This window comes from Streptomyces sp. NPDC038707 (genome assembly GCF_040636485.1).
In the GTDB taxonomy this organism is placed as follows: domain Bacteria; phylum Actinomycetota; class Actinomycetes; order Streptomycetales; family Streptomycetaceae; genus Streptomyces.
On sequence record NZ_JBEZUP010000008.1, the window covers coordinates 15,925 to 42,530 of the forward strand.

General features: G+C 75.0%; 22 protein-coding genes. 12 read left to right on the forward strand and 10 right to left on the reverse strand.

Translation table 11 applies throughout. The features are described from left to right. The first annotated feature begins 227 nt into the window (after window positions 1-227). Entirely contained in the window at window positions 228-755 is a 528-nt protein-coding gene (locus AB0E62_RS13235; protein WP_362191825.1) for a hypothetical protein, read from the forward strand. Window positions 756-931: 176 nt separating this feature from the next. Beyond that, window positions 932-1,675, forward strand: coding sequence for an IclR family transcriptional regulator (locus AB0E62_RS13240; protein ID WP_362192247.1), 744 nt, complete (start codon window positions 932-934; stop codon window positions 1,673-1,675). Window positions 1,676-1,822: 147 nt separating this feature from the next. Here the strand turns inward: AB0E62_RS13240 and AB0E62_RS13245 are convergent, their stop codons facing one another. The 4 genes from AB0E62_RS13245 to AB0E62_RS13260 all read right to left on the reverse strand — a co-directional run bounded on the left by AB0E62_RS13245 (window position 1,823) and on the right by AB0E62_RS13260 (window position 9,904). Continuing rightward, window positions 1,823-6,463 (reverse strand): hypothetical protein, encoded by a 4,641-nt coding sequence (locus tag AB0E62_RS13245; RefSeq protein WP_362191827.1) that lies wholly within the window; start codon window positions 6,461-6,463, stop codon window positions 1,823-1,825. 86 nt (window positions 6,464-6,549) lie between these two features. Next, on the reverse strand, window positions 6,550-7,428 hold the full coding sequence (locus tag AB0E62_RS13250; RefSeq protein WP_362191829.1) for a hypothetical protein: 879 nt from the start codon (window positions 7,426-7,428) through the stop codon (window positions 6,550-6,552). A 31-nt stretch (window positions 7,429-7,459) separates the two neighbouring features. Then, entirely contained in the window at window positions 7,460-8,989 is a 1,530-nt protein-coding gene (locus tag AB0E62_RS13255; RefSeq protein WP_362191831.1) for a hypothetical protein, read from the reverse strand. A gap of 207 nt (window positions 8,990-9,196) precedes the next feature. Beyond that, on the reverse strand, window positions 9,197-9,904 hold the full coding sequence (locus tag AB0E62_RS13260; RefSeq protein ID WP_362191833.1) for a GntR family transcriptional regulator: 708 nt from the start codon (window positions 9,902-9,904) through the stop codon (window positions 9,197-9,199). A 123-nt stretch (window positions 9,905-10,027) separates the two neighbouring features. Here AB0E62_RS13260 and AB0E62_RS13265 point away from each other — a divergent pair, with 123 nt between their 5' ends. The 5 genes from AB0E62_RS13265 (at window position 10,028) to AB0E62_RS13285 (ending at window position 14,122) form a co-directional block, all read left to right on the forward strand. Next, window positions 10,028-11,350, forward strand: a complete 1,323-nt coding sequence (locus tag AB0E62_RS13265) for an MFS transporter (protein WP_362191835.1) — start codon at window positions 10,028-10,030, stop codon at window positions 11,348-11,350. Between the two features lie 97 nt (window positions 11,351-11,447). Continuing rightward, entirely contained in the window at window positions 11,448-12,206 is a 759-nt protein-coding gene (locus AB0E62_RS13270) for a 5-oxoprolinase subunit PxpA (protein ID WP_362191837.1), read from the forward strand. Further along, a complete protein-coding gene (locus AB0E62_RS13275) occupies window positions 12,203-12,820 on the forward strand; it encodes an allophanate hydrolase subunit 1 (protein ID WP_362191839.1) in 618 nt (205 codons plus the stop codon). The genes AB0E62_RS13270 and AB0E62_RS13275 overlap by 4 nt, the downstream gene beginning before the upstream one ends. 163 nt (window positions 12,821-12,983) lie before the next feature. Further along, window positions 12,984-13,853, forward strand: a complete 870-nt coding sequence (locus tag AB0E62_RS13280; RefSeq protein WP_362191841.1) for a biotin-dependent carboxyltransferase family protein — start codon at window positions 12,984-12,986, stop codon at window positions 13,851-13,853. Window positions 13,854-13,954: 101 nt separating this feature from the next. Beyond that, the gene (locus AB0E62_RS13285) at window positions 13,955-14,122 is read left to right on the forward strand and encodes a hypothetical protein (protein WP_362191843.1); all 168 of its coding nucleotides are present in this window, start codon (window positions 13,955-13,957) and stop codon (window positions 14,120-14,122) included. Window positions 14,123-14,374: 252 nt separating this feature from the next. On the opposite strand, the gene AB0E62_RS13290 is transcribed toward AB0E62_RS13285, so the two are convergent. Both AB0E62_RS13290 and AB0E62_RS13295 read right to left on the reverse strand, forming a co-directional pair. Beyond that, a complete protein-coding gene (locus tag AB0E62_RS13290; RefSeq protein ID WP_362191845.1) occupies window positions 14,375-15,793 on the reverse strand; it encodes a HEAT repeat domain-containing protein in 1,419 nt (472 codons plus the stop codon). A gap of 300 nt (window positions 15,794-16,093) precedes the next feature. Further along, the gene (locus AB0E62_RS13295; protein WP_362191847.1) at window positions 16,094-16,486 is read right to left on the reverse strand and encodes an ankyrin repeat domain-containing protein; all 393 of its coding nucleotides are present in this window, start codon (window positions 16,484-16,486) and stop codon (window positions 16,094-16,096) included. A gap of 302 nt (window positions 16,487-16,788) precedes the next feature. On the opposite strand from AB0E62_RS13295, the gene AB0E62_RS13300 reads away from it, so the two are divergent. Beyond that, entirely contained in the window at window positions 16,789-16,983 is a 195-nt protein-coding gene (locus tag AB0E62_RS13300) for a hypothetical protein (RefSeq protein WP_362191849.1), read from the forward strand. A gap of 40 nt (window positions 16,984-17,023) precedes the next feature. Then, window positions 17,024-18,634, forward strand: a complete 1,611-nt coding sequence (locus AB0E62_RS13305) for a hypothetical protein (protein ID WP_362191851.1) — start codon at window positions 17,024-17,026, stop codon at window positions 18,632-18,634. Between the two features lie 196 nt (window positions 18,635-18,830). Here AB0E62_RS13305 and AB0E62_RS13310 read toward each other — a convergent pair whose 3' ends face one another. Further along, window positions 18,831-20,339, reverse strand: a complete 1,509-nt coding sequence (locus AB0E62_RS13310) for a PLP-dependent aminotransferase family protein (protein WP_362191853.1) — start codon at window positions 20,337-20,339, stop codon at window positions 18,831-18,833. Between the two features lie 103 nt (window positions 20,340-20,442). On the opposite strand from AB0E62_RS13310, the gene AB0E62_RS13315 reads away from it, so the two are divergent. From AB0E62_RS13315 to AB0E62_RS13325, 3 genes are all read left to right on the forward strand, one after another. After that, entirely contained in the window at window positions 20,443-21,135 is a 693-nt protein-coding gene (locus AB0E62_RS13315; RefSeq protein WP_362191855.1) for a hypothetical protein, read from the forward strand. Beyond that, complete coding sequence (locus tag AB0E62_RS13320; RefSeq protein WP_362191857.1) at window positions 21,132-21,908, forward strand: glycerophosphodiester phosphodiesterase; 777 nt, start codon at window positions 21,132-21,134, stop codon at window positions 21,906-21,908. Before AB0E62_RS13315 ends, AB0E62_RS13320 begins: the two co-directional genes overlap by 4 nt. Before the next feature lie 325 nt (window positions 21,909-22,233). After that, a complete protein-coding gene (locus tag AB0E62_RS13325; protein WP_003977404.1) occupies window positions 22,234-22,608 on the forward strand; it encodes an RNA polymerase-binding protein RbpA in 375 nt (124 codons plus the stop codon). A gap of 136 nt (window positions 22,609-22,744) precedes the next feature. Here the strand turns inward: AB0E62_RS13325 and fxsA are convergent, their stop codons facing one another. From fxsA to AB0E62_RS13340, 3 genes are all read right to left on the reverse strand, one after another. Further along, entirely contained in the window at window positions 22,745-23,302 is a 558-nt protein-coding gene (gene fxsA, locus AB0E62_RS13330; RefSeq protein ID WP_362191859.1) for an FxsA family membrane protein, read from the reverse strand. 308 nt (window positions 23,303-23,610) lie between these two features. Continuing rightward, a complete protein-coding gene (locus AB0E62_RS13335; protein WP_362191861.1) occupies window positions 23,611-24,402 on the reverse strand; it encodes a polyprenol monophosphomannose synthase in 792 nt (263 codons plus the stop codon). Window positions 24,403-24,958: 556 nt separating this feature from the next. Then, on the reverse strand, window positions 24,959-26,566 hold the full coding sequence (locus tag AB0E62_RS13340; RefSeq protein WP_362191863.1) for an amidohydrolase: 1,608 nt from the start codon (window positions 26,564-26,566) through the stop codon (window positions 24,959-24,961). Window positions 26,567-26,606 lie beyond the last annotated feature (40 nt).

The window sequence follows — 26,606 nt, forward strand, 5'->3', positions numbered from 1 at the left end:
GGCGCGTTGCGTCCGGTCGACGGCGGCAAGTTAGGCGGACGGTTGGCCGGTTTTTTTCGCCGCGCGGGAATCTTCGGGCGGTCTCGTTCGTCCTTCTCCATGGGAATTGGGGGCGGAATCGGCCACAGCGGCCGCGTCTTGCGCTCCGGCGGCGTAAAGCAGCGCAAGCCGGGCAGCCACTGGGGAGTCGGGGTCTTGCGGCTCCGGGGGCGAGCGGTCTGCCGGCGGTGGGGAGTGACACGGTGACGGGCACGGCGGAATGGCGCGAGGCGCCCGAGGAGAGCGAGGCGGGACGCCGGCGGTCGCAGGGGGGCCGCACGGCACCGCATGGCGGTGAGGGGCCCGGCGGTGGACTGCGGTACGGCTCCCGGCCGTTGTGGGTCGAGGAGCCCGCGCGCCGGCACCCGGTGCCCGATCCGGTGCGTGCGGCGGCGGTGCGGGCCGTCCTCGTCATCGCGGTGACGCTGATCCAGGCGATGGTGGCGTTCCTGTGCACGCTGGCCGGCTCCTGGCTGGCGTTCCCGATGGTGATGAGCAGCGTGGCCGGCACGGTGGTGGCCACGTGGGCCGCGGTCGACGTATGGGTGACCCGCCAGGTGTGGAACCAGCGGCACGGCGTGATCTCGGAGCCGAGCAGCACGGCCCGGGCCCTCCGCCGGGAGCGGCGGGCACGTCGCCGCCAGGAGCGTGCGGCCCTGCGGGAACAGGAACGGATACGGCGCAGGGGTGGGGCGGGACAGCTGTCGCACCCCTGACCGGGCGCTTCGATAGCATCGGGTTTCGTATGGCGCACGACGACGCGCTGTGCGCGACGAACGCCGCCCAGGTCATTGAGAGCCCAGCCATGCCCCGCACCCAGCAGCAGCCCGACGGCGGCGAGCAGACTCGCCCGGAGCCGGGGAGGCAGGGCGGCCGCGGGACGGCCGGTGCGGTGCAGTCGGTGGACCGCGCCGTGAGCGTGCTGGAGATCCTCGCCCGGCACGGCGAGGCGGGCGTCACCGAGATCGCCGGAGAGCTCGACGTCCACAAGTCCACGGCGTTCCGGCTGCTCGGTGTCCTGGAGAACCGGGGCCTGGTGGCCCAGGCCAAGGACCGCGGGAAGTACTGCCTGGGGGCCGGCGTGCTGCGCCTGGCCGGGGCGGCGGCGGTGCGTCTCGATATTTCCCAGGAGGGCGTCCCGGTGTGCCGGGAGGTCGCCGACGAGCTGGGTGAGACGGTCAACATCGCCGTCCGGGACGACGACGCGGCGGTCAACATCATGCAGGCCCGCGGCACCGCGGCCGTCACCGCGCAGAACTGGCTGGGGCGGCGCACCCCGCTGCACGCCACCTCCAGCGGCAAGGTGCTGCTCGCGCACCTGTCGCCGACCCTGCGCGAGGGACTGCTGGCGCGGCCGTTGACCCGGTTCACGGACCGTACGGTCACCGGTGCGGCGGTGTTGCGTGCCGAGCTGGAGGCCGTGGCCCGGCAGGGGTACGCCGTCACGGTCGAGGAACTGGAACCCGGGCTCGCGGCCGTCGCGGCACCGGTGCGCGCGCACGACGGCGAGGTGATCGCGGCGATCAGCGTCTCGGGTCCGGTGTACCGGCTCGACGCGGACCGGTTGTCGCAGGTGGCCAGGCGTACGGCCGCGGCGGGCGCCGAGCTGTCCCGGCGGATGGGGTACGGCTTCTGACGGCCCCGGCGTCGGCGCCGAACGGCGCGGCCCCGCCCGGCCCGGCACGTTCCGTGCCGCCACCCGTGCCGCCACCCCGTCCGTGCTGTTCCGCATCGCACGGCGCGTCGCGTGATGCGGAACAGCGGGGCGACGCGAGCGGTGCCGTCAGGGAGCGGCCGGCGCCGGCTTCTTGAACATCCGGGTCGCCGTGATCTCGCTGTGCACCGCCTCCCCGGCGCTGGGCGGCTGGGGCAGGCCGGGCCGGAGGTGTTCCTCCACGCTGATGTACTTCAGGCCCGCGCGCAGGTCGGCGTCGTTGCGCAGCCGGATGACCAGCGGGAACTCGGCGAGGGCGGTGGTGTCGAACAGGCCGGTGGTGTACAGCAGCTGGACGCCCAGCGCGTCGGACACGGCCCGCTGGAGCTCCAGCAGGTAGGTGGCGTTGGCGCGGCCGATCGGGTTGTCCAGGAACAGGGTGCCCGCGTGCCGGTGCTTGTCGCGGCCCCGGTCGTTCGAGCGGAGCGCGGCCATCGTGCAGTACAGGGCGATGGCGGCGGTGAGCAGCTGACCGCCGGAGAACACGTCGCCCATCTGGCCGACGGGGACGCGTTCGGCGCGCAGTACGGCGTCGGGCTTGAGGATCTCGACGGCCACGCCCTTGGGCTGGAGGGCCGCCGCGACGCCCCGCAGCAGCAGGGACATGCCGTCGCGGCGCAGGTCGGAGTTCTTCTTCACGGCCGCGCGGGTGGCCTCGTCGATGACCTCGCCGAGCCGCTCGGTGAGCGTGGCCTGGTCGGGTTCCTCGAAGCGGATGCGCAGGAACTCCTGCCCGGACCACTCGCCGAGGCCCTCGGGCAGCCGGGAGAGCCGCTGGGCCGAGCGCAGGGTGGCGAGGGCCGACTCCACGAGACCGCGCAGCCGGTCCACGATGGAGTCGCGGTTGCGTTCCAGCTGGGCCAGCTCGTCGGTCAGCACGCGCAGCCGGGGCGCGAACGCGTCCGCCCACTTCTGGGCGTGCTCGGGCAGCGCGGAGGCGGGCAGTTCCCGGATCTGCTGCCGGGCGGGGGTGCGGACCTGCTCGTAGCGGGTGGAGTTGGCGTGCCGGACGAGGACGTCGCTCGCCTCGCGCACGGCCGCCTCGGCGGCGGACAGGTCGGCGGCACAGCCCCGCAGCGAGCGGCGGGCCTCGGCGGCGGAGTGCCGGGCCTCCTCAAGGGTGCCGGGGTACGGCTCGGGCTCCTCCTGCTCCTCCTCGGGCGCCTGCTCGCGCAGCAGGTCGCGGAGCATGGCGGCGATCTCGTCGAAGCCGCCGGCCGCGTCCTCGGCGGCGCGGTGGGCCGCCAGCAGCTCCGCGTGCGCCTCCCTGGCCTCGGCCAGCGCCCCGGTCCGGGCGGCGAGTTCGGCCGTGGCGGTGCGCAGCAGGGCCTGGGCGTGCTCGGCGTCGCGCGGGATCAGTTCCCCGGGCAGCTCGGTGTGCGCCTCGCCGTCCTCGGGGGCGAGGCGCTCGGCCTCGCCGCGCAGCCGGCCGAGCTGCTCGCTCGCGGTCGACATACGGGTCTCCAGGAGCTGCACCAGCTCCTCCGCGCGCGCGGCGGCGGCCTGCCGGGACGGCCCGTCGGAGCCGTCGGGCGACTGGAGCAGCTGCTCGGCGCGGGTGCGGACCTTGTTGCTGAGCCGGTCCAGTTCGGCGCGGGCGGCGCTCTCGTCGCTCTCCGCGCGGGCCTGTTCGGCGCGCAGGTCGGCGCCGACGCCGACCTTCTCGTACACCTGGGAGGCGGCCCGGTATGCCTCGCGGAGGGCGGGCAGGGACGCCTTCGGGGCGTCCGTGTCCGCGGCGGGTACGTCGTCGGGGGCGCCGGCGATCTCGGCGCGCTCGGCGCGCAGGGCGCGCGCGGTGCGGCGGGCGTCGTCGGCGGCGCGCTGCGCGGCCCGGCGGTCCTCGTCGGCGGCGCGGGCGCGCTCCAGGCAGGCCTGGGCGCGGGCCTCGGACTCGGCCGCCTCGTCGGCGAGTTCGCGCAGTTTCGCCTGCCAGCCGGCGCGCTCGCGCAGCCGGTGGGCGAGACCGGCGAGGGCGTCGGCGGCGCGCCGGGCCTTCTGCGCGGCCTCCTGCCGCTCGTCGCGGACCCGCACGGCCTCGGCCGCGGTCTCCTCCGCCTCCGCGCGGACGGTGCGGGCCTCGGTGAGTTCGGCCTCGGTCTCCTCGGCGAACGCGCGGGCCTCCTCGGCGGCCCCGGCCAGCTCGGTGAGGCGTCCGGCGGGGCAGCCGGTGCGCCAGGAGGCGAGCCGGGCGGCCAGTTCGCGGTCCTTGCCGAGGCGGGCGGCGAGGACGCGGATCTCCTCGTCGCGTGCGGTGGCCCGGGCGCGCAGGGCCTGCCGTTCCTCGTCGGCGGCGTGTTCGTCGTGCATGGCCGGGTTCGGCGGCACCAGGAACACGTCACCGGGGGTGGTGTCGGCGGGGGGCGGCGGGGCGAGCAGGGCGGCCGCGGTGCCGACGGCCACGGCGGAGCGGGGCAGCAGGGCGGCGTCGCCGAGGACCTCGCGGGCGCGCGCGTGCGTGTCCGGGTCGGTGATGATCACACCGTCGACCAGTTCGGGGCGGGCGGCGAGCACGCGCGCGTGGTCGGCCGGGTCGACGGCCTGGGCGAGGTAGCGCCAGCCGGGGAGCGCCGGGATGCCGTGTTCGCCGAGGAACTCGACGGTGGCCAGGACGTCCGGGCCGGGCGGCAGCAGTCCGCCGTCACCGAGGGCGCCGAGGATCCGGGCGTCGTCGGCGGCGGCGGTGCGCAGGTCGAACAGGTGCCGTTCGGCGGTGGACACGGCGCCGTCGAGGAGTTCGCGCAGTTCGTCGGCGAAGCGGTCGAGGTCCTCGGGCGTGAGCGCGCCCTCCCCCGCGGTGCGGGGGGCCGGGACGGCGTCGTCCGCTCCGGTGCGCGGGCCGGGCACGCGGACGGTGCCCGGTGCCCCGGGCAGGCTGAGCAGTTCCGCCAGCCGCTGCTCGGCGGCCAGCGACTCGGCGAGGCGCCGTTCGGCGTCGTACGCCCGCTCGGCGGCGGTCGCGGCGCCGGCCGCGCGGGCCGCGGTCAGCTCGGCGCGGGACTCGGCGGCGGCTGCCTCGCGCGCGTGCTCGGTGGCCTTGCGGGCGGCCTCGCGGGCCGCGTCCCAGGCGGCCACGGCGGTCTTCTCGGCATCGCTGGCGGCGAGCGCGGCCCGCGCCGGGTCGGCGTCCGGGGCGCTGTCGTCCAGCCAGCCGGCGCGGACGGCCTCGGTGGTCTCCTGCTCGACCTCGGCGAGCCGCTGGCGCAGGTGCCCGGCCTCGCTGCGGGCGCGCTGCGCCTCGGTGGCGGCGGTGGTGGAGCCGCGGTAGGCCGAGTCGCCCTCCTCCTGGAGGGCGGCGGACCGCTCCTCCTCCTCGTTGGCGAGGGCCTCGGCGCTCTCGGCGGCGGCGTGCAGGGCCCGTACGAGGTCCACGGCGGCCTTGGCGCGGGCGGCGAGCGCGGGGGCCGCGTCCCGTTCGGCCTCCTGGATGGCCGCGGAGACGCGCGCGACGCGGTCGGCGGCGGCCCGGTGGCGCAGCACGGCCTCGGCGGCCTGCCAGGCGGAGTGCAGGGTGCGGGCGTCGGCCAGCTCGCGTTTCTGCGCGGCGGCGGACTTCTCGGCGGCGGCCAGCGCCAGCGAGGCGTGCCGGTAGGCGAGTTCGGCGGCGATGAGGGAGCTGCGCTCGCGGGCGCCCTCGGAGTGGGTGACGGCGTAGGCGGCGGCCGTGACCCGCTGGGCGAGGTCGGCGGCCCGGACCCGCTCGCGTACGGCCCTGGCGGACAGCCGCCTGGCCAGCGTGCGGGTACGGCGTTCGGCGCCCGCGTGGACGTCACGCGCGCGTGCCCGCGCGTCGGCCGCCTCGACGATCCTGCCGAGCAGGTCGACCGAGCCGGCGGTGAAGTCGCGTTCGGCGATCAGTTCGGCGCGCCGGCCGAGCTTGTTGCCGAAGCCGCTGACCAGGTCGGCGAGGCCGTCGGTGTCGCGGGTGTCGGTGACGGCGCGCAGCAGCAAGTCGGTGAAGTCGGAGTCTTTCTTGACCGCGAAGAGGCCGGCCGCCTCGCCCTCGTCGGCGTTCATCTCGCGCTGGTAGCGGAAGAGTTCGGGGTCCAGGCCGAGGTCGCCGAGGTGCTCGGTCCAGCGCTCGTGGATCTCCTCCCAGTGCACCTCCAGGTGCGGGTAGGTCTTGCCTGCCTCCATGAGGGCGTCGCGGAAGCCCTTCATGGTGCGGCGGCGGCCGTGCGCGCCGGAGGTGCCCTCGGCGGGCGGCCGTACGGCGGTGGCCTCGGCGACGGGCAGGTTGTCCAGGCTGAGGCCGGGTCCGGGGCGGAAGGAGTACCAGGCCTCGGCGAACTTGCGCGGGTCGTTGGAGACCTGCCGTCCGCGCCATTCGCTGACCTTGCCGACGACCACGCACTCGCCGGTCAGTACGTGCTGCCACTCCAGGGCCACATGGCCGCAGTCGTCGGCGAGCAGGAACTTGCGCAGCACGCCGGAGCTGGCGCCGCCGAGGGTGTTGCGGTGGCCCGGGAGCATCACCGAGAAGATCAGCTTGAGCAGGACGGACTTGCCGCCGCCGTTCTCCAGGAACAGCACGCCCGCGGGCGCGGGCCGGCGGGGCGGGCCGGACGGCTCCTCCTCGAAGAACTCCGCCTGCGTGGGCGCCGGGTCGGGCACGGGCTCGCCGACGCCCCGCAGGTCAAGCACGGTGTCGGCGTAGCGCGCACCGGCGGGACCGATGGAGTAGAGGCGGACCCGGGACAGCTCGTACATGGCGGACTCTCGTCAGTGTTCTTGCGGTGGAGGGGGTTCGGGATTCTTGCGGTGGCGGGGTTCGGGGGTGCTTGCGCCGGAGGGGTTCAGGAGTGGAACGGCAGCCCGGCGTCGGCCACCAGGTCCAGGTCGTCGGTGTCCTCGGCGGGCAGCAGGGTGGCCGTGCCGTCGGTGACCGGGACGACGCCCAGCTCGGACAGTTCGGCCAGGGCGGCGTTGCCGGCCATGTCGCGGACCTGGAGCTGGTAGCGGGCGGTGGTGCGGTAGGTGCCGCCGCTGTCGTCGCCGGTGCGCTGCAGGAAGCCGGAGTCGGTGAGGAAGGCCAGGGCCTTGGCGACGATGCCGGTGGTGGAGGCGGCGGGGCGGCGCGCGTCCTTGGTGGCACCAGTGGCGCTGCGCCGCGCCCAGATCCGCCAGGCGGCCTCCAGGCCGGGCGCGTCGGTCGCCGGGTCGGTGTTCTCGCCGCGCTCCTCGGCGCGCTCCTCCAGCCGGCGGCAGGCCTGCCGGACGAAGGCGTCGACGCCGTTGACGGTGACCCGTCCGATGTAGGAGTCGTCGGCGAGGTCCTCGGGGCGCGGGAACGCCAGCGCGGCGATGGCGAGATGGGCGAGTCCGTGCAGGAAGCGGTCGCCGGAGTCGGCAGCGGTGCGACGCGCGTAGTCGCCCATGCGGACGGCGAAGACCGAGTCCTCGGCGGCGGTGACGGCCATGCCCGCGCGCGGGGACACCTCGAGCACGACGAGTCCCAGTCCGGCGGCGACGGCGTCGGCGAGCCGGGCGAAGGCCGGTTCCTCGCGGTAGCGGCGCAGCAGGTCGGTGTACTCCTGGTCGCGGGCGGGCGCCAGCTTGGGCTGGAGGCCGAAGGCCACGAGCCGCGCCGCGTCGGCGGCGTCGGCGGGGGTGACGGCGGTGGACGCCGGCGGGGCGGGTGGCTCCGCCTCGCTCCACTCGACGTGCTCGGTCACGGGCTGGGCTCCTTGTCGCGGTGGTGCTCGGTCATGCTGCTTCCGTCCGGTCGGCCGCCATCCCGGCGGCGTCCAGCAGGGCCGTGCCCACGATGAGGTCGGCCCCGCCGAATTCGGGATCGTCCAACTCGGTCCCGTCGTCCACGGCGAAGAGCAGCTTCTCCTCGCCCTGCCGGTAGGCGGTGCCGACGGCGGGGCTGGCCGCGTGGACGGCGAGCAGCGCCACCAGGTAGGCGAGGTCGGGGTCGCCGGTGCGGCGGGCCTCGGCGAGCAGTCCGGACAGTCTTCTGGGCGCGTCCGGCGGCAGGTCCAGCAGCCGCGTCGCCTCGGCGAGCTGTTCCTCGCTGAACCGGCTGTCGTCGGGCGTGGCGATCAGGTCGGGCTCGGGCATCTCCGCGCCCAGGTGCTCCCGTTCCACCGGCGGGGTCAGCAGGATGTCGACGAGGTCGCCGACCCGGACGGACACCGGGGTGCGCGGTCCGGTGCCGCGCGCGAAGAACGCGTCGGTGACCCGGATCGCCTGCTGGAGCGGCAACGGCAGTACGGGGGCCAGGAGATGGCCGTACAGGTCTGTCCCGGACGCCGCCGCCGGGGTGGCGAAGGCCTGCCGGTCCTGTTCGGCGCGGAACAGCGGGCCGGCCTCCAGCAGGCGCGACTGGAGCTGGGTGTGGCGCCGGATGCAGTCCTTGACGATGTCGACGAGTTCGGCGGCGCGGCGCTTGTGCTCGGGCTCCTCGGTCTCGTCGCGGGCCTTGCGGATGTTGGTGAGGATGGCGTTCTCGTGGCGGTAGCGCTCGGCCACGTGGTCCAGGGCCTCGGCGATCATGTCGGGGACCGTGTTGAGCCAGTCCACCGCTCGGACGTTGCGCCGGGTGGCCTCCAGGGCGCGCCGCAGGGTCTCCGAGTACTGCACCGTGCGGTAGCGGGCCTGTTCGGCGGCGAGCTGGGCGTCGGCGAGCCGGCCTCGGCTGATCAGCACCTCCAGCTTGACCTCGGCGGCGATCTGGGCGCTGGTGACGTCCGTGTCGAGGGCGCCGACCAGGACGTTGACCGCCTCGTCCGTGGTGCGCAGGTAGACCGTGCCGCCGGGGCCGGGGACCTCCTCGATCAGCTTGAAATCGTAGTCCCGGCGGACGTACGTGCCGTCCGGCGCGAAGGTGCCGTAGACCGCGCGGAAGCCGCGGTCGACGCTGCCGACGTTGATCAGGTTCTCCAGGACCCAGCGCGCCACGCGCTCGTGTTCGGCGGCGGACCGGTGCGGGGCCTGGGCGGCGATGCGCGGGACCAGCCGGGCCACGACCTGCTCGTGGTCGGCGCCCGTGTCGAAGTCCATGTTCAGCGTGACCAGGTCGATGGCGGCGAGCGCCACCTCGGCCATGCCGTACACCGAGTACTCGCCGGCCAGGTTGGCCTTGCGCGCGTCCAGGTCGTGCAGCGGCGCGGTGCAGGCGAGCGCGCGCAGCCGGCGCGCCAGCCCCTCGTCGGCGGCCGGGCCCTGCGCCGGGCGCGGCCCCGCGCTGAGCTGGGGCGGAACACGGTCCGTCGATGCAGGCGAAGTCACGGTGCACAGACTAGGTCCTGGGTCTGACATCGGCCCAAACGGCTCAGAAGCGACGGCCGTCACAGAAGCGGAAGACGACCGGCCGCACCGGCCGGAGCAGGCCGGGCGGGCCGGTCCGAACAGGCCCGGCACACCGGTCCGAACAGGCCCCGCCCATCGGCCGGAACAGGCCCGGCACACCGGTCCGGCACGGCCGGCCGCGTCGGTTCAGGAGGCGTCGGCCGGGTCCTCGCCCACGCGCCGCCGGTACACCTCGACGACCCGTTCCAGGGAGTCGGCGAGGTACGTCTCCAGGAGCCGTTCCGCGCCTCGGGTGTCCCCGGCCTGGAGGGCCCGCAGGATACGGTCGTTGCGGGCGAGGTAGGGCTCGTGCAGCCGGCGCGGGTCGTCCACCACGTGGAAGGCCAGGCGCAGCTCGGCGAAGACGCTGCGCATCAGTTCGTCGGTGCGTTCGCTGCCGGCGAGGGCGACCAGTTCGCGGTGGAAGTGGATGTTGGCCGTGCCCAGGCCTTTCCAGTCGTTCTTCGCGGCGGCCGTGTGCCCGTCGTCGACCGCCGAGACCAGCCCGCCGAGCCGGTACGGCGGCGCGCCGAGGCCGCGGACGACGGCGCACTCCACGAGCGTGCGCGTGCGGTAGATGTCCTCCACGTCCTCGACGGTCAGGACCCGTACGAACACGCCGCGGTTGAGTTCGTGTACCAGCAGGCGTTCGTGGGTGAGCAGCCGGAAGGCCTCGCGCAGGGTGTTGCGGGAGACCCCCAGGGCCCCGCCGATGCTGTCCTCCGACAGCCGGGTGCCGGGCGGGAAGTAGCCCTCGGATATACGGCTCCTGAGGATGTCGGCGACCCGTTCCGCGGTGCTGGTGCGTCCGAGGAGGACACGGTCGTCGGCCAGTCCCGCCAGCTGCTCTGCCATGCCCGGAATTCAACCGTGGATGCCACGACGAGACAACATGGGTATTGAAGGATCGTTGAACGATCCTCTACGGTGCTCGGCACGGCTCACTTTCCAGCACCCTCCCCCATCTGCGAGGTGCCCATGAGCACGACCCCACCGCCCCGGTCCGGGTCCTCCGCCGGTGTACGGCCGGCGCGAGGCGGACGGGCCGCCGGGGACGGCGCGTTCGGCTGGCTGCGCGCCCTCGGCCCGCGCGGCCGGCGCGCGTTCGCCGGAGCTTTCGGCGGCTATGCCCTCGATTCCTACGACTACTTCACCCTGCCGCTGAGCATGGTGGCGCTCGCGGCGTACTTCGGCCTGGACAGCGGCCAGACCGGCCTGCTCACCACGGTGACGCTCGTGGTCTCGGCGGTCGGCGGCGCCGTCGCCGGCGTGGTCGCGGACCGGGTCGGCCGGGTCCGGGCCCTGATGATCACGGTGACCACGTACGCCGTGTTCACCGTCGCCTGCGGCTTCGCGCCCACCTACGAGACGCTGCTGGTCTTCCGCGCCCTCCAGGGCCTCGGCTTCGGCGGCGAGTGGGCGGTCGGCGCGATCCTGGTCGCCGAGTACGCGGGCGCGCGCCACCGGGGCCGTACGCTCGGCGCGGTCCAGAGCGCCTGGGCGGCCGGCTGGGGTCTGGCGGCGGTGGTCTACACGCTGGTGTTCTCCTTCGCCGGCGAGGACCTGGCCTGGCGGGTGATGTTCTGGACCGGAGCGCTGCCGGCGCTGCTCGTGGTGTGGCTGCGCCGCCGGGTGCACGACGCCCCCACCGCGACGGCGGCCCGCGAACAGGACCCGGCGCGCGGGTCGTTCGCGGCCGTCTTCCGCCCCGGACGCGACGGCGCGCCGGGCCTGCTGCGCACCACACTCCTCGCGAGCCTGCTGTCGACGGGCGTCCAGGGCGGCTACTACACACTGGCGACCTGGGTGCCGACGTACCTGAAGTCCGAACGGGGCCTGTCGGTGGTGAACACCGGCGGCTATCTGGCGTTCCTGATCACCGGCGCCTTCCTCGGCTATCTGACCGGCGGGGTGCTGACCGACCGGCTGGGCCGGCGGAACAACATCTGGCTGTTCGCGCTGCTGTCGGCGCTGTGCATCCTGGCGTACGCGAACATCCCGCACGGCGCCGACACCCTGTTGCTGGTGCTCGGCTTCCCGCTCGGCTTCTGCATGTCGGCCATCTTCAGCGGCTTCGGCTCCTACCTGAGCGAGCTGTACCCGACGGCGGTGCGCGGCACCGGGCAGGGCTTCACGTACAACACGGGCCGCGCGGTGGGCGCGGTGTTCCCGACCCTGGTCGGCTTCCTCGCGGACAGCTGGGGCGTCGGCGGCGCGCTGGTCTTCGGCGCGATCGGCTACGGCATCGCCGCGCTGGCCCTGCTGGGGCTGCCGGAGACCCGCGGAAGGGAACTGGCCTGAGGCACACGGAGCGGCCGGACGGGAAACCGGCTCACACTGGAAACCGGCCCACTCGAGAAGCCGGTTCCCCTGGAGAAACCGGAGACACGAGGACACCATGACCGTGATCGATCTGAACGCCGACCTCGGCGAGGGCTTCGGGCGCTGGCGGCTGACCGATGACGAACAGCTGCTGTCCGTCGTCACCAGCGCCAACGTGGCCTGCGGCTTCCACGCGGGGGACGCGGCCACCATGCGCCGGGTGTGCGAGCTGGCGGCCGAGCGCGGCGTGACGATCGGCGCGCAGGTCTCCTACCGGGACCTGGCCGGTTTCGGGCGGCGCGCGATGGACGTGCCGCCCGCCGAGCTGGCGGCCGAGGTGGCCTACCAGATCGGCGCCCTGGAGGTGTTCGCGCGGGCGGCGGGGGCGCGCGTGGCGTACGTCAAGCCGCACGGCGCGCTCTACAACCGGGTGGTGCGTGACGCGGAGCAGGCCCGCGCGGTGATCGACGGCGTACGGCTCGCGGACGCCGCGCTGCCGGTGCTGGGCCTGCCCGGCTCACGGCTGCTGGAGGCGGCCGCCGAGGCGGGGCTGCCGGCGGTTCCGGAGGCCTTCGCGGACCGCGCGTACACCGACGAGGGCACACTGGTGCCGCGCGGCCGGGAGGGCGCCGTGGTGACCGACCCGGACACGGTCGTGGAGCGCTCGCTGAGCCTCGCCCGCTCCTGCACGGTCGTCGCGCACTCCGGCGCGCGGATCCCGGTGCGCGCCCGGTCGCTGTGCCTGCACGGCGACACGCCCGGAGCGGTGGATCTGGCCCGCCGGGTGCGCGAGCGGCTGGTGGCGGCGGGCGTGCGCCTGGAGGCGTTCGCGTGAGGGTGCTTCCCGTCGGCGACGACGCGCTGCTCGTGGAGGTGTCCTCCGGCGAGGAGGCGCAGGCCCTGCACGCGTCGCTGCTGCGCCGCCGCGAGGAGGGCACGCTCACCGTGCGCGAGATCGTCCCCGCGGCCCGTACCGTCCTGCTCGACGGGCTGGCCGACCCGGACCGCTGGGCGGCGGAGCTGACCACCGCGCGGACACCGGAAGTGCCTCCCCGCGCGCGCGAGCTGATCGAACTGCCCGTGCGCTACGACGGCCCGGACCTCGCGGTGGTCGCCGGGTACTGGGGGGTGACCGAGCGGGAGGCGGCCCGCATCCACGCCGGTACCGAGTTCACGGTGGCCTTCTGCGGATTCGCCCCGGGCTTCGGCTATCTCACCGGGCTCCCGGACCGCTACGCCGTCCCGCGCCGCGCCACCCCGCGCACCGCGGTCCCAGCGGGCGCCGTAGCGCTCGCCGGGCCGTACACGGGGGTGTACCCGCGCTCCTCCCCCGGCGGCTGGCAGCTGATCGGCACGACGGACGCGGTGCTGTGGGACCACACGCGCGTACCGGCCGCACTGCTGGCCCCCGGGGCGCGCGTGCGCTTCGTCCCCCGGGAGGACACGTGACGGGGAAGAGACAGGGGCTCTGGACAGCCATCGCCCACGCACGCCTGGACACCGGCGAGCGGCAGGACGCACCGGCGCGCGCCACCACGACGCGGACCCGCGCCGCCGGCCTGCCGGCTAGGGCCGCGGGCGGCCCGGCGGTCCCGTCCGGGGAGGTGGGCGCGTGAGCGACCGGGTGCTCGTCGTGGTGCGCGCCGGTGCGTTGACGACCGTGCAGGACCGGGGGCGGCCGGGGTACGCGCATCTCGGCGTGGGGCGCTCCGGGGCACTCGACCCGCCCGCGGCGGCACTGGTGAACCGGCTCGTCGGCAATCCGCCGGACGCCGCCGTCCTGGAGACCACGCTCAACGGCTGTGCGCTGCGCGCGCGTACTCCGGTCACGGTCGCGGTCGGCGGCGCGCCGAGTCCGGTGACGGTGGGCGGTCGTCCGGCCGCGTGGGGCGCCCCGGTCGCCGTGCCGGCGGGCGAGCTGCTGGAGGTGGGCACGGCCACGGCGGGGGTACGCGGCTATGTGGCCGTCTCCGGCGGCATCGCCGTGGAGCCGGTCCTCGGCAGCCGCGCCACCGATCTGCTGTCCGGCCTGGGCCCGGCCCCGCTCGTGGACGGGACGGTCCTGCCGCTGGGCGTCCCGGCCGGCCCTCCCGCGCGCGTGGACGGCGCCCCGCAGCCGGGTCCGCCCGCCGAGCTGGTGCTCCGGGTGACCCTGGGCCCGCGCGACGACTGGTTCACGGCGGGCGCGGTCCGGGACCTCACCGCGCGCGCGTACCGGGTCTCCTCGGCGAGCAACCGCATCGGTCTGCGCACCGAGGGGCCCGCCCTGGAGCGGGCCCGGCCCGGGGAGCTGCCCAGCGAGGGGATGGTGCTCGGGGCGGTCCAGGTGCCGCCGGACGGGCGTCCGGTGGTGTTCCTCGCCGACCATCCGACCACCGGCGGCTACCCGGTGATCGCGGTGGTGCGCGCCGCCGACCTGCCGGCCGCCGCACAGGCCCCGCCGGGTACTCCGGTCAGATTCGTGTCGGTACGGCGCCGCTGATCCTGAGCGCACCGGTGGGCCGGACTTCGGCCCGACCACCGGAACGGCGCCCTGGGGTCCGATGACCACCGGTGCCGGGCAGCGGCGGGCCGGACAGGGTGATGACCGGCCCTGGGCAGGACGTCGGCAAGCTGCGCCCGGCTGGGTCCGTGGCCCACGACCACGCCCCGTGCTCCGGGCACTTCACCGACCCCGGAAACGGCGTGGCCCACTGCGCGCTCCAGACCGCCCGGCACCTCGCCGCCCCGACCGCGGCTCGCCACGCGTGAGACAGGCGGCGCCGGCAAACCGACCCGCCCCGCAGCCCAGCAGGCCGTCACGGCGGCCCACCCCCAGGCCACCCGGCCCTCCCGCCGACCGGCACACCGGCCCTCCCCCGGACCCGCCCCTCCGGACCGCCCCGCCCTCCCGGGAGACCCGCACCCCCAGGTCGTCCGGCCGTCACGGCGGTCTGGTCCGCGGGTCGCCCGGAGTTCACCCGCCGGACGGTCGTCCGCCCCGGCCGGGAGGTGCGGGCGGGGTCAGCCGAGGGCGGCGTCGGGCCCGAAGCGGCTGCGTACGGCGGTCTGCACCTCGTCCTCCTCGGCCGGATCGGCGGCCAGGCGGCGCAGGCGCTCCACGACCCGGGTGTCGCCGGTCTCGGCGTGCCGGGCGGCGAGTTCGCGGGTGGTCTCCTCGCAGTCCCACAGGCACTCGACGGCGAAGCCGGCGGCGAAGGAGGGGTCGGTGGCAGCCAGCGCGCGGGCGGCGCGGCCCCGCAGGTGGGAGGAGGCCGTCTCGCGGTAGACGTGCCGCAGGACGGGGGCCGCGCAGACGATGCCGAGGCGTCCGGCGCCGTCGACGAGGGTCCACAGCGTGGGGGCGTCGGGTCCCTCGCCGCGTACGGCCTCGCGCAGTGCGGCGAGGACGAGGTCGCGGTCGCCGGTGCCGCCCCGGCAGGCGAGGATGCGGCCGGCGGCGGCGCCGAGCGGGTCGGAACGCCGGGCCCAGCCGCGCGCGCGGTCCACGGCGGTGACGCCGCGCATCCGTTCGAAGGCGTCGACGGCGGCCTCCACGACGGGCGTGGTCCCGTCGGCGACGGCGGCCTCGATCAGGTCGAGCGCGTCGGGGTCGTCGCTGTCGGCGAGGTAGCGCAGGGCGGTGCAGCGGGCTCCGTCGTCGCCGTTCCTCGCGGCCCGGAGGATCTCGGGCCGGTCCTCGGGACCGGCCACGGCGACCAGGCAGCGGGCGGCGGGCACATGGAGGGCGGCACCGCGTTCCATGCCCTGCTGGGCCCACTCGAAGACGGCGCGCACGCTCCAGCCGGGCCGGGGGCCGGTGGGGCGCATCTGCCGCTGCCAGCGGTCGAAACAGCCGGCTTCCTGTGCGGCACGGACGCGGGCGCCGATCGTCGGGCGGGCATCCTCGGCCCACAGCCGCCAGGGCCGTGGTTCGAAGGCGTCGCGCACGGCGGCGGCCAGCTCGGCCTCGCCCTCGGGGTCGGTGGAGAAGCGGGCCAGGACGGGGGCGGCGAGGGCGCGCAGGCCCGCGTCGTCGTCCCGCAGGGCCAGCTCGTCAAGGGCCCAGGCCCAGTTGGAGCCGTGGGCGGCGTACCTGCGCAACAGGTCGAGGGCGTCCCTCCTGCCGTAGGAGGCGAGGTGGCCGAGGACGGCCAGGGCCAGACCGGTGCGGCACTCGTCGGTGTCGAGAACGTCCTCGGGGCCGAAGAGGTGCGCCTCGACGGCGTCGAGTCCGCCGTTCAGGTCGAGGTAGAGCCGGGCGTAGTAGAGGGAGCGGTTCTCCACCTGCCAGTCGTGGCGGGGGTCGCGCAGCACACAGTGGTTCAGGGCCGCGAGCGCTTCGGCGCGCGGGGCCGTCAGCGCGTGCAGCGTGCCGTCGCCGCGGCCGCGCTGGAGCAGCCCGAGCAGGGTACCGCTGGGCGCTATGACCGGATCGAACATGGGAAACAGCCTCACATCAAGCGTCGACGCAACCGGTGAACACGCGTTACCTGGCCGCGCGACACAACGTCGGAGCGCCCGCCGTCTCTTGCTTGCTGTAGACCATCTCTCTCTGCCTCTCGTCGGTGGCCCATGCGGGCCGCATCACGGCCCGCGCGGTGCGGCAACACCTGCCCAGCCATCGCGTCCGTGAATCACGTCGTCATGATGACCCGCGCCGTGTGCTGCCGCGACCGTATTTCCGGCGGCCCTGTACCGCCTCCCCCGTTTTCCGTGTCGTTGCTGGTCGGAATACTCGTCTCAGCGCGCGCCGAACAGTTCCAGCAGTTCCGTCTTGCCGAACATGCGGGCCGTGTCGACGGCCGACGGCGTGCCCTTGGCGGGGTCGGCCCCGCCCTCCAGCAGGGCCTTGATCACGTCCGTCTCGCCCTTGAACACGGCGCCCGCGAGCGGGGTCTGGCCCCGGTCGTTGATCTGGTCGGCGGCGGCGCCGCGGGCGAGCAGCGCGCGGACCGCGTCGGCGTGGCCGTGGTAGGCGGCGAGCATCACCAGGGAGTCGCCGCGGTCGTTGGTGAGGCTGGCGGGGACGCCCGCGTCGACGTACGCCACGAGCGCCTCGGTCTGCCCCTGCCGGGCCAGATCGAAGATCTTGGTCGCCAGCTCCACGACCTCGGGGTCGGGGGCTTCACTCATGGCCGGACCGCCTCTCCATGCTGATGGGGGAACCGCTTCGCTGATGCGGGGACTGCTTCGTACGAGTGAATCGCCAGCGTACTGGCTCTCGGGGCACATGACCGGATGTGCCCGAGGTAAAGATCACCGACGGGACCCGCGGGGGGCAACAGCACAGGTCGTCCGGGCCGTGACCGCTTCCTCCGGGTGGGGGAAATCCACCGCTTTTCACCCAGTTGCACCTTTAATCGTATGGATACATCCTGTGATCCTGGAAGAACTCATGGTGACTGTCCCCCACCTTCGACACCAGGAGGCCCCCAATGATCCTCTCCCTTTCCGGCGTGCTGCTGCTGGGCATCGTCGTCTTCCTGTTCTTCCGCAAGGGCGGGCTGAAGGGCTCGCACGCCACGGTGTCGGCCCTGTTCGGCTTCTACCTGTCGACCACCGGCATCGCCCCGAGCATCAAGGCCGGGGGAGAGAGCCTGGCCAGCCTCCTCGGCGGCATCAAGTTCTGACCCCGCCCGTACCGCCCGCACGCACGATCAGGAGTCAGCAGTGGCCCGGCGCCCTCTCCCCCGCATCCTGAGCAAGGACAGCGCCCAGATCGCCCGGACGCAGCTCGCCCGGAGCAGGGAACTGGCCCGGACGGCGGCCGACAGCGCCACCGATGTCCTCCATCCGCTGATCACGGTCACGCGCGGGCTGCGCGTGCTGGCCTCGGCCGGCCGCCGCAGGTGGGCGGACACGCCCAAGGACAGACGCGGGCCGCTGCTGTTCCTCGCGGCCTCCGCGGTCATGGTCGTGGCCCTGATGCCGTACGGGCCGCTGCTCGCCGTCGTCACCGTGATGGCGGCGGCGGCCTGGCAGGGCCGCGACCGCACCCCGTCGGCCTCCGCGGGGCCCGACGCCTCCCAGGCCGAACGCCTCAAGGCGCTCTACGACGCCCTGGTGCCGCACTTCTCGGCCCCCGAGGACCCGGCGCCGCTGTACGCGCACGGCGGAGAGTGGGAGAAGGCCTTCGCCGCCTACGGCTTCGACGACGCCGGACGCGTCGGGCACCTGGTGATCCGCTACCCCGCCTACTTCCCGGACGGCGAGGCCGGGGCCCGCACGCGGGTCGAGCAGTTGCTCACCGCCAAGGCCGGGCGGAGCCGCGAGTACCACTTCGACTGGGACGAGGAGGGCAACCGGCTCACCGTCACCGCCCTCGCCCCGCTGCCCGCCGACATCCCCGCCCAGCCCTTCGTCACCGCGGCCGGCGAGACCGTCCTCGGCTACACCGACCCCAGCGAGGTCCAGCGCACGCTTCCCCTCTCCTACGGCGAGGAACGGATCGACGTCCCGCCGGTCGTCTGGCGCACCGGCATCCGCTCCACCGAGCCGCACCTGCTGGCCGTCGGCCATCCCGGCAGCGGCACGTCCACCCTGCTGCGGTCCATCGCCCTGCAAGCCGTGCGCCACGGCGATGTGCTGATCGTGGACGGCGGCGGCACCGGCGAGTACGCCTGTCTGACCGGCCGGGACGGCGTACTCGCCGTGGAGTGCGCGCCGGCCGGGGCGCTGGCCAGTCTGGAGTGGGCCGCGCGGGAGACCGAGCGGCGGCTCATCGCGATCAACCTGGCCCGGCAGGCGGGCGACCCGCCGCCGGAGGACACCCGGCGCCCGCTGTGGCTCCTGCTGGACCGGCCCGCCGTCTTCACCCACCTCGCGGCGGCCGACGGACGCGAGGACCCGCAGGCACTGCTCCAGGTGCCGCTGCGGCACGGCCGCGCGGCGAACGTGACGGTGGTCGTGGCGGAGCAGTTCGACAACGCGGAGACGCTCGGCGACGCGGTACGGCAGCACACACGCGCGCGCGTCGTGCTGGGGGCCACGGCGCCCCAGCAGGTGGAGGCGGTGCTCGGGGCGGCGCCGCCCACCACACCGCCGACCCGGGTGCCGCCCGGGCGGGGGTACGCCCGGCTGGGCTCCGGCCCGGTGCACCGGCTCCAGGTGCCGCGTACGCCCGACCCCTACGACGACGCCACGAGCGACGCCGACCGGCACGCGGTACTGGCGCTGCTGCCCACCCGGTCCGCCGCCGCGGGGCCCGGCCCGGCGGACCTGTCGAAGCCGGCGCCGGCCAGGACACCGGTACCGGCGAAGACGGCGGCAGCGGAGTCCTGACCCGGTCCCCGGCGCCCCGGGGAGGCGCGGGGGCACCCCCCAAGGAGCCCTCACCAGGCACCGCACGCCGTGCGCCCGCGCCCCGCAGATGCCCGGGGAACCGCGCGAGCCACCACCCGGCGCGCCAGGTGTCCCGCGGACCTTCACCCGCCCACGGACACGTGCCCGCGCCCGAGGTCCGAGCCTTCCAGCCGGCCTACGCCACGAACGTGCGCGGCGACTCCGTCCCTCCCGTCGCGCCCGACTCGACCAGGCGGGCCGCCGCGGCCAGCCGGGACGCCGCCTCGTCCGCCACCGCTCCCCCGACGGTGAACGGAAGCCGCAGATAGCCCTCGAAGGCGCCGTCGACGCCGAAGCGCGGACCGGACGGCACCCGGACACCCGTCCGCTCGCCCGCCTCCGCGAGGCGGGAGCCGGACAGGCCGCCGGCCCGGACCCAGAGGGTCAGCCCGCCGCGCGGCACCTCGAACTCCCAGGCGGGCAGCTCCCGGCGCACCGCCGCCACCAGGGCGTCCCGGTTCTCCCGGGCCTGCGCCCGGCGCAGCTCGACCGCCTGTTCCCAGCCGCCGGTGCTGAACAGCCAGTTCACGGCCAGCTGCTCCAGCACGGGCGTGCCCAGGTCGGCGTACGCCCGGGCGGCGACCAGGCTACGGACGACGTCCGGCGCCGCGCGGACCCAGCCGATGCGCATCCCCGCCCAGAACGCCTTGCTGGCCGAGCCGACCGTGATCACCGTGGAACCGGCCGGGTCGAAGCCGCACACCGGCCGGGGCATGCCGCCGTCCCGCACCTCCTCGTCGAGCCACAGCTCGCTCATCGTCTCGTCGGCGACGAGCACCGTGCCGGCCGAGCGGGCCGCGTCCACCAGCCGGCGCCGCTGGTCCTCGTCGGCGAGCGCCCCGGTGGGGTTGTGGAAGTCGGCGACCACGTAGGCGATGCGCGGCGCGGCCTCCCGCAGGACCTGCCGCCAGCGGTCCAGGTCCCAGCCGGACAGCCCCTCGGCCATCGCGACCGGGACCAGCCGGGCGCCCGCCTCGCGCATCAGCTGGAGGATGTTGGCGTAGGACGGCGACTCGACGGCGATGCGCTCGCCACGGCCGCCGAAGAGATGACAGATGGCGTCGATGGCGCCCATCGCGCCGGTCGTCACCATGATCTGCTCCGGCATGGTGGGGATCCCGCGCGCGGTGTAGCGCTCGGCGATCATCGACCGCAGCGCGGGCAGCCCGGCCGGGTAGTCGCCGTGCGTGTGGGCGTACGGCGGCAGTTCCTCCAGGGCTCCCCGCACGGCCCGGGTGAGCCACGGCTCGGGCGCCGGGAGCGAGGCGCAGCCCAGGTCGATCATCGAGCCGAGGGCCTCCGGGGGCAGCGGCTCCAGGCCGCGCGCCGGGATCGGGTTGCCGGCCGGTACGGCGGTCCAGCTGCCCGCGCCGCGCCGGGACTCCAGGAAGCCCTCGCCGCGCAGTGCCTCGTAGGCCGCCGCGACGGTGGTGCGGCTGACGGCGAGGGCGAGGGCCAGCTCGCGTTCGGCGGGCAGGCGCGCGGCCACCGGGACGCGGCCCTCCAGGACCAGGAGCCGGATGCCGTCGGCGAGGGCGCGGTAGGCGGGGGGACGGCGGGTGCCGGGGCCGGCCGGACGGTCCTGCTGGGAGGTGAGGAGCCGGGCGAGCTGCGCCGCCCCCACCGCCGAGGTCCACTGCGCCATGAAGATCAGTCCACCTTCCCCAGATTGGCCATGGATGGCGATTGCCGACAAGCCACAGAGTGGCATGCGTCAGGCCACTGCCACCACCCAGGGGGGTATTTCCATGTCCACTGGCGTCACTTCGGTGTCCACTCGCACCACCTCGGCGCCCGGCCGGCGGCTCGGCCGCCGGCTGGTCCAGCTGTACGCGGGGCTCGCGCTCTACGGCGCCAGTTCCGCGCTGCTGGTGGCGGCCGGGCTGGGCCTGGAGCCGTGGAACGTGCTCCACCAGGGGCTGGCCGAGCTGACCGGGCTGAGCATCGGCGTCCTGTCGATCATCGTGGGCGCGGCGGTGCTGCTGCTGTGGGTCCCGCTGCGGCAGCGGCCCGGGCTCGGCACGGTCTCCAACGTCTTCGTGGTCGGCCTGGCGATGGACGGCACCCTCGCACTGCTCCCGGACGTCCGCCCCCTCGCCCTGCGGGTGCCCCTGCTCCTGGCCGGCATCGTGCTCAACGGCATGGCGACCGGTCTGTACATCGCGGCGCGCTTCGGTCCGGGCCCGCGCGACGGGCTGATGACCGGGCTGCACCGGCGTACCGGCCGGTCGATCCGGCTGATGCGGACGGCGGTGGAGGTGGCGGTGGTGGTGACCGGGTTCGCCCTGGGCGGCACCATCGGGGTGGGCACCGTGCTCTACGCCGCGTCCATCGGCCCGCTGGCGCAGGTGTTCCTGCGGATGTTCGCCGTCCCGTCGGCACCGGCGGGCAGCGGGATCGTTGCCGGTGGGACACCCGAGCGGGTGATACTGCGTCCGTGACTTTGACCCCGCCGGCCCCGTGCCACCCGTATCTGGACCACCCGGGGCCGATCGCCTTCGCCCACCGGGGCGGCGCGGCCGACGGGCTGGAGAACACCGCGGCGCAGTTCCGGCGGGCGGTGGAACTGGGCTACCGGTACATCGAGACCGATGTGCACGCCACGGCGGACGGCCGGCTGGTCGCCTTCCACGACGCGACGCTGGACCGGGTCACCGACGGCGCGGGCCGGATCGCCGAGCTGCCGTGGGCGGAGGTGCGGCACGCGCGCGTGGCGGGCCGGGAACCGGTGCCGCTGTTCGAGGAGCTGCTGGAGACGTTTCCCGGGGTGCGCTGGAACGTCGACGTCAAGGCGGAGCCGGCGCTGCGTCCCCTGCTGGAGCTGGTCGGGCGCGCCGACGCCTGGGACCGGGTCTGCGTGGGCTCCTTCTCCGAGGCGCGGGTGCTGCGCGCGCGGCGGCTGGCCGGGCCCCGGCTCGCCACCTCGCTGGGCACGCGCGGGGTGCTGAACCTGCGGCTGCGCTCCTGGGGGCTGCCGGCCGCGGTGCGCCGGTCGGCGGTGGCCGCACAGGTGCCCGAGGTCCAGTCGGGCGTGCCCGTGGCCGACCACCGCTTCGTCCGCGCCGCCCATGCGCGCGGACTCCAGGTGCATGTGTGGACCGTCAACGAGCCGGAGCGGATGCACCGGCTCCTGGACCTCGGCGTCGATGGCATCATGACGGATCACATCGGCACCTTGCGCGAGGTCCTGGAGGAGCGCGGCGTCTGGGTCTGACCGCCCGGAACGCCTCCGTCCGGGCCTTCGCGACGGGAGCCGGTGCCCGGTGGCCCCGGAAGCGATTTCACACTCGGCGTGAAAGGGCGGTAGTGTACGCGTTTGGCCTGCCAGGCGTACCGTTACTGCGCGTCAAAGATGCCGAAACGCTGGGTGACATCTGCTTGCAGATGTGACAAACCGGGCGCCTGTGGGTAGAACAAGGGGCGGCTACGACGGCGACGCATGACCCGGAACGGGAATCTTTACCGCCGACCGGACGTTGACCGGATGACGACGACAGCGACACCTGTCCTGTGGGCGACAAGCCCGGGAGGCACGATTCATGAGTGAGCGAGCTCTTCGCGGTACGCGCCTCGTGGTGACCAGCTACGAGACGGACCGCGGCATCGACCTGGCCCCGCGCCAGGCCGTGGAGTACGCATGTGAGAAGGGGCACCGCTTCGAGATGCCCTTCTCTGTGGAGGCGGAGATCCCGCCGGAGTGGGAGTGCAAGGTCTGCGGTGCCCAGGCACTCCTGGTGGACGGTGACGGCCCCGAGGAGAAGAAGGCCAAGCCCGCGCGCACCCATTGGGACATGCTGATGGAGCGGCGCACCCGCGAGGAACTCGAAGAGGTCCTCGAGGAGCGTCTGGCGGTGCTGCGTTCGGGCGCGATGAACATCGCGGTGCACCCCCGGGACAGCCGCAAGAGCGCCTAGTCCCCGCGGGGCTCGGCCGGTACACAGCACGACATATATGACGGCGGGCGCCGTACATGGTCTCCATGTACGGCGCCCGCCGTCATAGGTGCGCGCGGTCCTTGTGCGGGACGAGCGCCCCGCGGCAGGAGCCGCCTCAGCGGGTCAGCGGCGGGCGGGGCCCCTGCGGGTTCCCGTGCGGCCCGTCGTCCCGGATGACCTCGCCGGGCACCACCTTGCCGTCGGGCCGGTGCATGCGGGCCTGCTGGAACACGTCCCCCAGGCTGCCCGGGGCGACCCGGCGCAGGCTCCGCTCCAGGGCGTTCTCCGCGAGGCGGCTCACCGCCCGCTGGACGGGCGGCAGAAGCAGGAGCAGGCCCGCCGCGTCCGAGACGAGCCCCGGGATCATCAGCAGCAGACCGCCGAGCATCATCAGGCCGTTGCCGCCGCCACGCGCGGGCGAACCTCCCTGGCGCACGGCCTCGTTCAGGCTCGCGAAGGCGCGGCGGCCGGCCCGCTTGATGACCACGGAACCGGCCACGAGGCCCGCGACGAGCAGCAGGAACACCGTGAGGCCGCCCGCCGCGCCCGCGACCAGGGTCAGCAGCCAGATCTCCAGCACCAGCCAGGCGGCGATGCCCAGCGGCAGATACCTGCGCAGCCGTGAGCGCCGGCGGCGGGCGGGATACGGGGAGGTCGGAGCGCCAGTCGTCATGCTCCCAGTGTGCCCGGTCGAGGCTCAGCACCGGATAAGGGGAGCGACCGGGCGCGGCCGTGCCCGGTGTCGTGTGCCAGGTCCTGTCGTCAGCTCCCGCCGTCCGCCCGAAGGGCGGGCCGCGCGGCGTCAGGTGCGTGCTCTGGGGGTCCCCCCGGCCGGAGGCTGGGGGCGTGCCGGGTCCTGACCCTCGTACTGGGCGTACTTGGGTCTGGGCCCGGTGCGGCGAGTCGGGGCACCCCCTGCTCGAAGAACTCGGGGGGAGCGTGCATGGCGTCGCGCGGCAGGCGGGAGTTTGACGACAGGGCCTAGGCGTGCCCCTTGCCGGTGAACCGGCCGATGCGGTCCCCCAGGCCCCAGGAGGTGACCCGCCACAGCGCCTCGACCACGATGTCCCGGCTCATCTTGGAATCGCCCAGCTCGCGCTCGACGAAGGTGATCGGGACCTCTACGACGTGATAGCCGGCCTTCACCGCCCGGCGGGCCAGGTCGACCTGGAAGCAGTAGCCCTGCGAGTCGACCTCGCCCAGGCCGAGGCCCTCCAGGGTCTCGCGGCGGAAGGCCCGGAAGCCGCCCGTCACGTCCCGGATCGGCACGTCGAGCATGAGGCGCGAGTAGGTGGAGCCGCCCCGCGAGAGGAACTCACGGGACTTCGGCCAGTTCACCACCCGGCCGCCGGGCACCCAGCGGGAGCCGAGCACCAGGTCGGCACCCTTGAGGGCGGTGAGCAGCCGGGGCAGCTCCTCCGGCTGGTGGGAGCCGTCGGCGTCCATCTCCACCAGCACGCCGTAGTCCCGCTCCAGGCCCCAGCGGAAGCCCGCGAGGTAGGCGGCGCCGAGGCCCTCCTTGCCCTTGCGGTGCAGCACGTGGACGTGCTCGTCGCCGGCGGCCAGTTCGTCGGCGAGCTTGCCGGTGCCGTCGGGGCTGTTGTCGTCCGCGACCAGTACGTGCGCCTCGGGAACGGCTCCGCGTACCCGGCCGACGATGGTCTTGATGTTCTCCGCCTCGTTGTAGGTCGGGATGATCACCAAGGCCGTGCCGAGCGGACCGAACTGCCTTCCCTGGGCCTTGGCCGCGAGGGTCCCGTCGCCGTCGTTCAATGCTGCCCCTTCATGTCGTACGCAGGGGTCCACCATAGTGGCCGCCGCCTGGGAAGACGCGAGGGCGCGGGCATCTGGTGGTGTCGATTCCCCGAGAACGGGGTAGAAGTGATGATTTTCGGCGTCTTCCCGCCGCGCGACGGCCGGAACGCGCCACGGCGGATGGGGGCCCGGCGCCCTTCGGGCCGACCTGGGACCCGCTGGCTGCGGATCTACCGAGAGCCGTTGTCTAGGGAGCGCCCGGGCCCCACCCGGGTCGCACCGGCCGACCGCCCGGGGCGTTCCCTCGCCGGCGCGGGCGCTGGGCCTGGATCCCAGTGACGGGGCCCCGGTGCGGGGCACCGTCCCTGACCCAGCGGCGCTGCGACGAGCCGTGCGAACAGCCCTCGGTCGGGCGTCCGGTGGTGGACGCGGCCGAACCTACCGGCCCTCGGCCGCCGCCTGTCAACAGCCTCTGAGCTGGGGCGACAGGGCCGGTTGCGCGGGCGGCGGGGAGGATGCGCAGGTGGGGCGGCGGTGGCGCGGCGACCGGTGAGCGCCGCGCCGCCCCGGGAGATCACTCGCCCGGCCGTACGAACACCGTCCGTCCGCCCACCACGGTGCGCAGGCAGACCGGCAGGTCGCGGCCCGGGGTGAGGTCGGGCAGGCCGGGGGTGCCGGAGCGCGGGTCGGTGGACCAGCGGGCCACCCGGTCGTCGGGGGCCTGCACGACCAGCCGGTCCGTGCGCCAGACGGCGTAGTCGGCGGGGGCGCCGGGGACCAGGACGCCCGCGTCGTCCCGGCCGACGGCCCGCCAGCCGCCGCGGGTGTGCGCGGTGAACGCGGCCCGGACCGAGATCCGGTGCTCGGGCGTGCGGTGGAAGGCGGCGGCCCGGACGGTGCCCCACGGGTCGAGCGGGGTGACCGGGCTGTCCGAGCCGAACGCCAGCGGCACACCGGCCCGCAGCAGCGCGGCGAAGGGGTTGAGGGTGCGGGCCCGCCCGGCGCCCAGCCGCCGGGCGTACATGCCGTCCTCCCCGCCCCACAGCGCGTCGAAGGCGGGCTGGACGGATGCGATCAGGCCCAGTTCGGCGAAGCCGGCGACGGTCTCGGGGGTGAGCATCTCGGCGTGCTCGACGCGGTGCCGGGCGGCGCGGACCCGGGCCAGACCGATCTTGTCGGCGGCGGCCCGCACGCCCTCGACCACGGCGGTGACGGCGGCGTCGCCGATGGCGTGGAAGCCGGCCTGGAGGCCCGCCTCGGTGCAGGCCACCACGTGGGCGGCGACGGCGTCGGCGTCCAGGTAGGCGGTACCGGAGTGGCCGGCGTCGGCGTACGGCTCGTGCAGGCAGGCGGTGTGCGAGCCGAGGGCGCCGTCGGCGAACAGATCGCCGGCGGCCCCGGCCGCGCCCAGCTCACGGGCCTTGCCGGTGTCCTGCTCGGCCCAGTAGCCGACCACACGGGGGCCGGGCAGCTCGGCGGCCAGCCGCAGCAGGGCGGTGAAGTCGTCCTCGGAGGAGATCTTCGGGCCCCCGCACTCGTGCACGGTGCCGATGCCGAGCGAGGCGGCGTGCGCCAGCGCGGCGCGCTGGGCCTCTTCGCGCTGGGCGGGGGTGATGGCGGCGAGCGCGGCCTCGCGTACGTCGTGATGGGCGTCCCCGGTCAGCGGGGCGTCGTCGCGGGACACACCGGCGGGGAGCAGGTCCAGCAGGGCGGTGCTGACGACCGCCGAGTGCACGTCGATGCGGGACAGGTACAGGGGGCGTCCGCCGGTGGCCTCGTCGAGCTCCGCGCGGGCCGGCGGGCGGCCGCCGGGCCAGCGGGCGGCGTCCCAGCCGTGGCCCAGCAGTACCCGGTCGCCGGGGCGGGCGGCGGCGAACTCGCGGATCCGCGCGAGGGCCGCCTCCAGGGAGGGGACGCCGGACAGGTCGAGGCCGGTCAGGGCGAGACCGGTGGCGGTGGTGTGCACATGGGCGTCGGTGAAGGCCGGGGTGACCAGGGCGCCGTCGAGGTCGACCACCTCGTCGACGCCGTCGGCGAAGGCGTCGGCGGCGCCCTCGGAGCCGACCCAGGCGACGTGGCCCGCCTCGACGACCATCGCCGTCGCGAAGGGGTCGGCGGGGCTGTGCACCTCGCCACGGCGGAGCAGGACGGTCTTGGGGGGCTCGGCGGTGCGGTTGCTCATAGCCGACAGTTTCTCCCGGCGCCGCGGCCGGGCCGCGCCG